Source organism: Psychrobacter sp. SZ93C1 (assembly GCF_015864635.1).
Classification (GTDB): domain Bacteria; phylum Pseudomonadota; class Gammaproteobacteria; order Pseudomonadales; family Moraxellaceae; genus Psychrobacter; species Psychrobacter fozii.
Window position 1 is genome coordinate 17,679 of sequence record NZ_JADYWY010000015.1, and the last position, 10,431, is coordinate 28,109.

6 protein-coding genes are annotated in these 10,431 nt (G+C 43.3%); 5 read left to right on the forward strand and 1 reads right to left on the reverse strand.

Annotated features, from left to right (window positions below; translation table 11 throughout):
• Positions 1-223 precede the first annotated feature (223 nt).
• On the forward strand, positions 224-2,599 hold the full coding sequence (recG, locus tag I6E83_RS14485; protein ID WP_227680969.1) for an ATP-dependent DNA helicase RecG: 2,376 nt from the start codon (positions 224-226) through the stop codon (positions 2,597-2,599).
• 106 nt (positions 2,600-2,705) lie between these two features.
• Here the strand turns inward: recG and I6E83_RS14900 are convergent, their stop codons facing one another.
• The gene (locus I6E83_RS14900; RefSeq protein ID WP_265090099.1) at positions 2,706-2,834 is read right to left on the reverse strand and encodes a hypothetical protein; all 129 of its coding nucleotides are present in this window, start codon (positions 2,832-2,834) and stop codon (positions 2,706-2,708) included.
• A 526-nt stretch (positions 2,835-3,360) separates the two neighbouring features.
• Here I6E83_RS14900 and I6E83_RS14490 point away from each other — a divergent pair.
• From I6E83_RS14490 to I6E83_RS14505, 4 genes are all read left to right on the forward strand, one after another.
• Complete coding sequence (locus I6E83_RS14490) at positions 3,361-4,719, forward strand: efflux RND transporter periplasmic adaptor subunit (RefSeq protein ID WP_197102945.1); 1,359 nt, start codon at positions 3,361-3,363, stop codon at positions 4,717-4,719.
• Entirely contained in the window at positions 4,716-7,817 is a 3,102-nt protein-coding gene (locus tag I6E83_RS14495; protein WP_197102947.1) for an efflux RND transporter permease subunit, read from the forward strand. The genes I6E83_RS14490 and I6E83_RS14495 overlap by 4 nt, the downstream gene beginning before the upstream one ends.
• 94 nt (positions 7,818-7,911) lie before the next feature.
• A complete protein-coding gene (locus I6E83_RS14500) occupies positions 7,912-8,580 on the forward strand; it encodes a YceI family protein (RefSeq protein ID WP_227680970.1) in 669 nt (222 codons plus the stop codon).
• 677 nt (positions 8,581-9,257) lie between these two features.
• On the forward strand, positions 9,258-9,566 hold the full coding sequence (locus tag I6E83_RS14505; RefSeq protein ID WP_197102949.1) for a hypothetical protein: 309 nt from the start codon (positions 9,258-9,260) through the stop codon (positions 9,564-9,566).
• Positions 9,567-10,431: the final 865 nt, after the last annotated feature.

Here is a 10,431-nt window from a genome sequence, read left to right on the forward strand (position 1 = left end):
AATTTATTTGGTCTATACCATATAGTACTTACATACGTTTTCTTTGTTATTTTGGGCTTTGGGAGTGGAGTTAGACTATTAATAACAGTCACAATGACTTAGTATTTTATATCAAATTGATAACTATAGTTTTTATAAGATGCAGCAAATGTAGACTAAGAAAATTGAATCTATAATACTTAAAAACATTAATACTTATAAAACAATCTCGCTAGGATCTTTGATGCCAACATCGACAAGCCCTTCTTTAGCTCACTCATCAGACCACTTTAGATCTGAGCAGCCAGTTTCAGCGCTAGATATGCCTGTGACAGCGCTGGCAGGCGTTGGCCTAAAAGTCGCAGAGCAGTTAGCACAGTTAAATATAAAGCGAATATTTGATTTGCTACTGCATCTGCCACGTGATTACGAGGATCGTAGCCGACTGGTCTCCATAGCAGACGTAGAGCATGGGCAATCGGGATTAATCACTGGGCGTGTGGTACACGTCGATACTAAGCGCAGTGGTATGACGGTAGTGGTAGATGATGATACAGGGACGATATCCTTACGATTCTTTAAGGTTTATCGCGGTCTTTCGCAAACGATGAGTTTGGGTACACATCTGCAGCTGTTCGGCGAAGTCAAAGTCAGTCGATATGGCAAGCAGATGAGTCATCCTGAATATCAGATTATTACTGATAGTGTTGCCATGACCAATACGGGATTGCAGCCGATTTATCCCAGCGTTAAAGGCTTACATCAAAATAAGCTGCGCACCTTAATCAAATTGGCATTACAAACTGTCCGCAGCCAAGGTCTGCCGATGACATTGTTTACTCCCACAGATTTTTCAGTGGTAGCTGATCTGCCGTTAGCACCTTTTGAGCCGACGAAGTCATTAATAGCAGAGCATGATTATTCAGAAGATATCTTTTCGACATTGGCACGTAGTGTGCCAGACAATACGATTGGTAATAGCGTTCATAGAGGCGGTGCAACAGCCTATGATAGCAATCGTAGTACTAGCAGCAGTGCTAATAGCGAAATCCATACGGCAGTAGCTCGATCGGCGCACAACAATGTCTATAATTTGACGATATTTGAAGCCTTAGTATTACTACACACGCCGCCCACTTATACCGATGCTGGACAGCAATATAAATTATTAACCCAACTGAGTGCCCGTACTCATGCTGCCTGCCAGCGTTTGATTATTGAGGAATTGACTGCGCATCAGCTGAGTTTATTGTATCGACGCCAGCAATTGCATCAACACAAAGCGCCTAAATGCGCCGCTCAAAGTCCATTGGCTGATGCCTTGTTTGGCGCATTGCCTTTTGACTTAACGGGCGCACAAAAAAGAGTAATGCGAGACATTACCGCTGATATGGCGACATCTATTCCTATGTTGCGGCTGGTACAAGGCGATGTGGGTGCTGGTAAAACATTAGTAGCGGCGGGCGCGGCGGGCTATGCGCTTGATAGTGGCTGGCAAGTGGCTGTGATGGCACCGACTGAGATTTTAGCTGAACAGCATTTAGTTAATTTTAAACAGTGGTTTGAGCCGTTGGGCATTGGTGTTGGCTGGCTCGCTGGCAAGCAAACTGCCAAGCAACGCCGTGAATCATTGGAGGCAATCGCTGAAAATACCGTACAAATCGTAGTCGGTACGCATGCGTTGTTTCAAGAGCAAGTACAGTTTGCCAAATTAGGGTTAGTGATCATTGATGAGCAGCATCGATTTGGCGTTGAGCAGCGTATGGCACTAACCAATAAAGGCGTGGCCAACAGTACACCGCATCAGCTGATTATGACCGCCACACCGATTCCACGTACGCTAGCTATGAGTGTCTATGGCGATATGGATACCTCTATCATTGATGAGTTACCACCGGGACGTACGCCGATTACTACGGTGACAATTGATCGGAACCGCCGTGATGAGGTGATTGAGCGTATCGCTATTAATTGCGAGGCAGGTAGGCAAGCATATTGGGTCTGCTCATTGGTAGAAGAGTCTAGCGTACTGGATGCACAAGCGGCCGAGGCGACTTATGAAGACTTAAACGAGCGTTTGGATATTCGTATTGGATTAGTACATGGCAAAATGAAATCTGCTGATAAACAAGCCATCATGCAGCAATTCAAAGTAGGAGAGCTAGACTTGCTCATTGCTACAACGGTTATCGAGGTCGGTGTTGATGTGCCCAATGCCTCGTTAATGGTTATCGAAAATGCGGAACGATTGGGACTGTCGCAATTACATCAATTGCGTGGGCGAGTAGGGCGCGGCTCTACTAAAAGCTACTGTGTACTGTTGTATCAAAAGCCACTATCAGAGACGGGTACTGAGCGCTTGAATGTATTACGCGATAGTACCGACGGCTTTGTCATTGCCCAAAAAGATTTAGAGTTGCGTGGACCGGGTGAGCTACTCGGTAAGCGGCAAACTGGCAATGTCGGTTACTATTTAGCTGACCTCATCCGTGATGAGCAGCTGTTTGCGATTGCGCAGCGTTTGGCCAAGCATTTAATTTCAGACCCTACACGTAAAGCGGATGTCAGCCAGTTGATACATCGCTGGATGCCAGAGGCCAGTCGTTATACTAATGCTTAACCATTGAACCAAAGTTAATCAGCTGTGCAGTTTACATTAGTAAATTGATACTCAATAAAAAAGAGGACAGCCAATGCTGTCCTCTTTTTTGTTTGCCAAGATAAAGCTATTTAGATTTTTTTACTTTCTTCAGTGATTTTTTGAGATCTTTGAGGTTTTTCTTTTGCTGTTTAACTTTTGCTTTGGTCTCTTTGATCTCTTTCTTAAGCTTTTTCACTTCTGACTTATTAGCCATGATTGGCTCCTTTGTTGATGAGGTCCTCTTAATAATGACAAATTACCTCGTAAATTCAAGTCTGAACTGTAGGTGGTATGTATCATTGATTTTTACAGTTGATTAATCAAGGAGTGCTAGTCTCATTTCAAGCAATTTAATATGACGTCACACTCAATCATAGAAGTATCTTTATTAAATACGGTGTAATAACCTCCAATCATGTATTCGATTTGGTCATTAGACTTTGAGAGGAGAGGCACATGCGGACAAAATTTAAGTAGGAATGTTGGGCTATGCTGGCGTCTTCAATCTGTAGTCATTGTCCATATTATAATTTCTAGTAGCAATATCTTTATGAAGTTCAATGTCTTACTATATTCTGATGATGACCAAAAACTGACCCCTCAGGTATGTAACATAATTGACCCGCTGACGAGTTAGTCTACAATGTTAAAAACCCTTATTAATAAGATGGGACTGCATCATCTTGTTTCCTTTATGCTTTTTACGGCGTTAGTACCGTGCTTATTTATAGAGACCAACTATGAGTGATTTTAAACACCCTGATAATAAGCAAGCGTCGATTAGCGAGCAAACTCCTGATATTGAAACCTCTCAACGAGCTGAGCTACCACCGTATCGTCAGTCTGAGTCATTGGTGAATAAACCCTCCTCAAGGTTACCATTATGGTTGTTACCTGCTTTAGTGGCGGTGCTGATTATTGGGGTCCTGCTCGGGAAATATTGGGGTAATGGTGAAGCAGAAACGGTTGAGTCTCCAGGTACTAGCAGTGCATCCAGTGATGGTACTAGCGACGGCAGTACAGAGCAGTCAGTATTATCAGTAGAAACAATCGCGCCAAGCCAAGATGATATAGGCAACACGTTAAGTGCTGATGGGACTATTAATGCTAAAGATACGGCGAATGTCAGTGCGAAAGTAAACGGTGTGGCTATCGAGCGTATCTTGGTCGAAGAAGGCGATCGCGTCAAAGCAGGTCAGGTATTGGCCATGTTCGATACCGATGCGATGGAGCAGCAAGTGCTACAAGCAGAGGCGGACGTAGCAGAGGCAGAAGCGACGCTGGCCAACGCTAGTGCTGACGCAGCGCGCGTATTACCATTGCTCGACATTGATGCTATCAGCAAACAAGAAGCCGATCGCTATCGTACTTCTGAGCTTCGAGCCAAAGCGTCTTTGCAAGCATCAAAAGCTCGACTAAGCACTCAGCGCTTGAGTGTGGATAATGCTCGAGTGGTCGCGCCAGTGAGCGGTATCATCAGCGAAAAAATGGTTGAAGTGGGTATGGTCGCTGGTGGTGAGCCATTATTTACTATTATTAAAGGCGGGATTTTAGAGTGGCGCGCAGATATCGATCCCAAACTTATCGGTGAAGTCAATGTTGGCACGCCAGTACGTGTGAGCTTACCGGGTGGCGACTCTGTAATGGGTCAAGTGAGCCGTATTGCGCCAACGGCAGATAATAACCGTCAGATTACTATTTATGCCAGTTTGGCTGCCAATGCACAAGTACGGTCAGGCATGTATCAGACGGGTGAGTTTCTACTAGGCAGTGCCAGTACGCAGACGGTGCCAAATAGCGCTATCGTGAGCAACGATGGTTATGACTACGTCATGCTAGTTACTAACATGAAGACTCAAGATGGCAAAAATACAGGTCGTATCAAGCAACAGCGAGTGGCATTGGGCAAGCGACTTGGTGATAGTGTAGCGATTACAGAGCCATTGCCCGCCAATAGTCAGATTGTGAAGCAGGGCGGGAGTTTTTTAAATGATGGTGATTTAGTGCTTGTCGTGAATGGTGCAATTCAAACAGGCAACCAAGCTGACACGGCTGCCGATAAAACCACGACTGGCACAGATAAGCAGGCACGCTCATGAGTTTAAATGTCTCAGCTTATTCGATTAGAAATCCGCTGGTTGCTATTTTGCTGTTTGTGCTCCTAACGTTAGGCGGCATTTACGGCTTTATGCAAATGAAGGTGCAACAGTTTCCAGATATTGACTTACCCGCAGTTGTTGTGACTGTCACCCTCCCTGGTGCAGCCCCTTCTCAAATCGAAAACGATATCGCAAAAAAGATTGAAAACAGAATTACTAGCATAGAAGGTGTTAAGCGTATTCGCACGACGTTACAGACAGGTGTTGCTACGGTGGCAACAGAGTTTGTATTAGAAAAAGACATCCAAGAAGCTGTCGACGATGTGCGTTCAGCCGTCGGAGAGGTGAGCGGAGATCTTCCTGCAGCAGCCAATGACCCTATCATTACTAAAGTATCGACAGCAGGCTTTCCGATTGTGACTTATTCAGTCGCTGCCGATAATATGAGTGTTGAAGACCTGTCTTGGTTCATTGATGACACGATTACCAAGCGCTTATCAGATATTCCTGGGGTCAGCACGGTCGGTCGGATAGGTGGTCTTGAACGTGAAATCACAGTCGCTGCCGATCCTATTGCGCTAAGTGGTTTGCAGTTCTCGATTGCACAGTTGTCGCAGCAGTTGAGCGGTATTCAGCAAGACAGTGCGGGCGGTGAAGCTGAGGTAGGTAATGCGACCCAAACAATTCGTGTATTGGGTGCAGTTGAGCGGGCACGTGAGCTCAATGACTTGCAGATAGCAGTGCCAGCTGGTGGCACGCAGGCGCTTGGGCGTATGGCACAAGTGACTGATGGTGCTGCCGACCCAAGCTCTCTTGCCAAGCTTAATGAGCAGACCGTTGTGGCATTTAACATTACTCGTTCGCGGGGTGCTAGTGAGGTTGAGGTCATGGAGTTGGTCGATGCAGAGCTTGCAAAGCTGACTGCAGAGATGAGCCAAATTAAGATTGATAAGGTTTATGATACCGCAACGCCAGTAGCAGAAGATTATAGTGCTTCTATAAAGATGCTAATCGAAGGCGGTATATTAGCCGTAATCGTGGTTTTTCTATTCTTACGCAACGTCCGCGCGACCATTGTGGCTGCAGTTGCGCTACCGCTCTCAGTCGTTCCTACCTTTTTAGCAATGTATCTGTTTGACTTTAGCTTAAATATTATCTCCTTGTTGGCCTTGTCCCTAGTTATCGGTGTCTTGGTCGATGATGCTATCGTTGAGGTTGAGAACATTATTCGCCATCTCAGGATGGGTAAGACGCCTTATGAGGCAGCGATGGAAGCCGCTGATGAGATTGGGCTTGCAGTAGTGGCGACAACCTTTACCTTAATCGCTGTATTTTTGCCGACGGCCTTTATGGGCGGTGTCGTAGGTCAGTTTTTCCGGCAGTTTGGCTGGACGGCTGCTCTGGCTATCTTTGCCTCTCTACTGGTCGCGCGTCTGATTACGCCTATGATGGCAGCGTACATACTCAGGCCAGAAAAGCATCATGTCGAAAAGCAAAGCAAACTGATGACGTGGTATCTCAAAGCCGTCACGTGGACATTGCATCATCGTTGGATAACGATGGGCGTGACGCTGATACTATTTGTGGCTTCGTTAGGATTGGTCAAATTATTACCGACCGCCTTTATCCCTGATAATGACATTGACCAGACACGAGTGGCGATTGAGCTAACACCTGATGTGGCACTAGCAGACACAGAGCGGGTTGCCGCATTAGCGAGCGCTCGTATTTTGGCATTGCCAGAAGTCACTAATATATTTACGTCTGTCGGTGAGGCACAAGAGTCGATGGACTCTGATTCTGGTAGTGGTAAAGCAGAAAATATCGGCAGTTTGGATATTGTATTGGCTCCGCGTGCTGAGCGAGATTCGAAACAACAGGTTGAGCGTAAGATTAGCGCGATACTTTCGGAGGTGCCAAGTGCTCGTTTTACGGTTGGGCTATCGAGTGGCGGTGAGACGGGATACAACTTTTCGCTGACCAGTAGCAATCCTCAAGTACTTGAAGAGACCGCTCAGCAGATTATGTCCGATATTCGTGCATTGCCAGGTGCAGGATCAGTCACTAGCGACCGCAGTCTACCGCGTCAGGAGCTAACCGTGACGCCTGACAGACTAGCGATGGCAGACAAAGGCGTGACCACACAAGATATCGCGACTACCTTGCGTATCGCGACGGTCGGTGACTATGAGCAAAGTCTGTCTAAGCTTAATTTGGATACACGGCAGATTCCTATCGTCGTACGTTTGCCTGATATTGCAAAACAAAACGTCAATCAGCTGGAAGGGCTATACGTATCTAGTAATAGTGCCGCAGGGCAAGGCGTGCGTATCAGTGAAGTGGCCAGTTTGGATTTCGGTACAGGGCCTGCTCAGATAAAACGTCTCGATCGTGAGCGTGCGATCAGTATTACGGTACAGCCTGCAAATAGTGAGCTTGGCGAGTTGGTACAAGCAGTCAAAAATACCCCGACGATGCAAAATTTGCCTGCGTCAATTACCATCATTGATCAAGGGCAAGCCGAAAATATGGCTGAGCTTTTCAGTGGTTTTATCATCGCCATGTCAGTCGGTATCATCTGTATCTTAGGCGTATTGATTCTTCTGTTTGGCAAAGTGCTACAGCCTTTTACGATTTTAGTGGCATTACCTCTATCAATCGGTGGTGCTTTTATTGGTTTGGTGATTACTAATAGCAGCTTGTCGATGCCTTCGATGATTGGTTTTATTATGTTGATGGGTATCGCAACCAAGAACTCTATCTTGTTAGTGGATTACGCTATCATCGCCCAAAACCGTGGACTAGCAAGGTTTGATGCGATGGTTGATGCCTGTCATAAGCGTGCTCGACCGATTATTATGACGACGATTGCGATGGGCGCTGGCATGTTGCCATTGGTATTCGGTTGGGGTGATGCAGATCCTACTTTCCGTCGCCCGATGGCGGCAGCAGTATTGGGTGGTCTGGTGACCTCGACGCTACTCAGTCTCGTGGTCATTCCAGTGGTTTATACCTTAATGGATGACGTGTCAGGCTGGTTTGCTAAATGGCTGACACCAAGTGGCAAAGACAAATCAACTATAGATAGCAAAGTTTAATTTGGTGCTTTAATTTTTTATAAGTCAGATTGCAAAAATGGAAAAGACAATATCTATCGATTAGATATTGTCTTTTTATCGCTATATGAGTCGTATGACGATCACAAAGGATGTGATTGGCTTGTCATTTACTGCACAAAGGAATGTCATTATGAGTCATGCTTTTCTCTCAAAGGCGCTATTATCCTATCGCAAATTTCTCTTGGGTTTATGTCTAAGTACAATAGGTATCGTCAGTAGTTATGCGACTCCCTACTACATCGATGCTACCCGTACCAACGTACGTTTCGCCATTGAGCCTCTCAATACGTCAACAATCACTGGTGGGTTCTATAATTTGAGCGGCCAGCTTGATTATGACCCAACGGCTAAGACAGGCAATATTGCTCTCATAATTCCTCTGAATACCTTAAATACAGGCAATAAAGCTTTTGATGCCACGCTTAAAAGTGCAGATTTCTTTGATATCGAAAAATTTCCAGTGGCTCGTTTTAAGTCTACCAAATGGCATTTTTTATCTAATAAAGATACCATCAAAGTTGATGGCCTATTGACGCTCCATGGGCAGACCAACCCCGTTACGCTCACTGCTACCAAGTTCAACTGCTATCTAAATCCGATATTAAAAAAATCGGTGTGTGGTGGAAGTTTTACGACAACTATCGATAGAACGAAGTGGGGTATTAGTAAATATACAGTGTTAGGCATGGCAAAAAAGGTGAAGTTAGATATTCAAGTGGAAGCTGTAAATCAATCATATTGATCTTGAGAATACGATAAGTTGTGACATATTTTTGGAATTTGTGATGCTCATATCTATATGTTTTTCCTTAATAAGTGTGATGACCTCAAAAAATCTCGCAATACTTCAAAAATATAATGACTAAATTTTGTTATCAGACTGTTGCCAACATACTTTCACTCTTGCGATATAGAAAATTAATGCCATAACATAATAAATATTCAAAAATCCAGAAAATATAAGGAGTTTAGAGTAATTTACTCAAGAAACGATAAGAGAGTTAAAAAATAATAAGTATGTATTATTAAGTAGAGGTTAATAACTAATAGAGCACATGTTGTTTAGTTATAAGGGTTTGAGATTAAGAGTTATCAATAATAGTTCTCAACATGTTGATATAACAAAGATGCTATAGCAATTGCACAATGTCACAAGAAAAAAATAAGCACGTTAGACTGGTAATTTTTGTACTACTGAATGCCAAAGTTATTAATTGGTAGTCTTGTGTTCGGAGATTATGGCTAATAAAGATTAGATCATAATGTTCTGATCTCAAATCGAACATGATAATAGCTCAAATAATTATCATAACTTTATTTATGACAGTGCTGTTTGTTAAATAGATTCGAGCTGTACGAAATACCGTTTAGGCTTATTTTTAACTGATGCATAAAATCTGTGAATCAAGGAATTAATCAATGAAAAACCTTACTTTGTCTTTATCATTAATTGTTGGCGCCGCACTTACTATCCCAAGTCTAGCCATGGCTGCTGAACAACCAGTCGTACAAACTGCGACTGCAGATACTACCATGCAAACCGAAGCTGGAAGTATGGATAACGGACTTCAAACTGAAACTGAAGAGTTTAACAATATGTCTGATGCCGAGAGCATGAATGATATGGCTCAGACTGATGATGGAAGTATGGATGATATGGGTCAAGCTGATGCCGAAAGTGATGGTACTGTTGAAGTTGAAGAAGAAACTGCACAACCATATTTATAATTAGAAAGTTAGTTTCTGTGGTGAGTAGTTGCTCACCATGCAAATGATTGCCTTTAAGTGTAATAAAACCGATCGTGTTATCTTATTAGCAGTGATGAAACTTAAAACAATATGCAGAATCGAAAAGGCAGCCATTAGGTTGCCTTTTTCGTTTTGCTATGAATAGGTGACGATTAGCAACCTCAAAGACTAATGACTCTCATGACGGGTAAAGCTAAGGGGACTGATAATAAGCTTACTTGATGGCTGCCAAAATATACTCAGACAACTGCACTCATCTATAGTAAGTTAATTCGTAGACAGTAGTGGAAGTATGCACATGACTGAAATCTAATTAAGGGCATTTAGTTTTCGGATATGGATGTATAGCTGAACAACTGCTTTAGGTCAGTTATCTATATAAGGTATCCATATTGTGATGTTTACACGCTCATTTATACTAATGTACTAATGTATTTTGGATGTACAAAGGATATATAGATGCATATCATGAAGTCTGAAACGGTCGAAGTTCGATTACAAAATGAAAATTCAAAAACTAACTAGCTCACCAAATTACTAACCCCATAATAAGTAGCCAGTATTTTTGAGGGATTGAAGCAAACTGTATATATAGTTTCTAAGAAACATTGACCCTCACTTTAAACCGAGTATACTTCCACCCAGTCTGAAGGGAAGGATATTTAGGAAGTGAGCAATCACTTAATGAATATTTCGAATCAATTAGTTTTAAACTAAATGAATTTACCTCTTGACTCGAGATTTAAAGCGTCTATAATACGCCCCTCAACAGGGGAAACTGGCAGTAATTAGGAGATAATTACTTAATTAAAACCCAGTTAACTCATTGAAACGAATTAAAAAA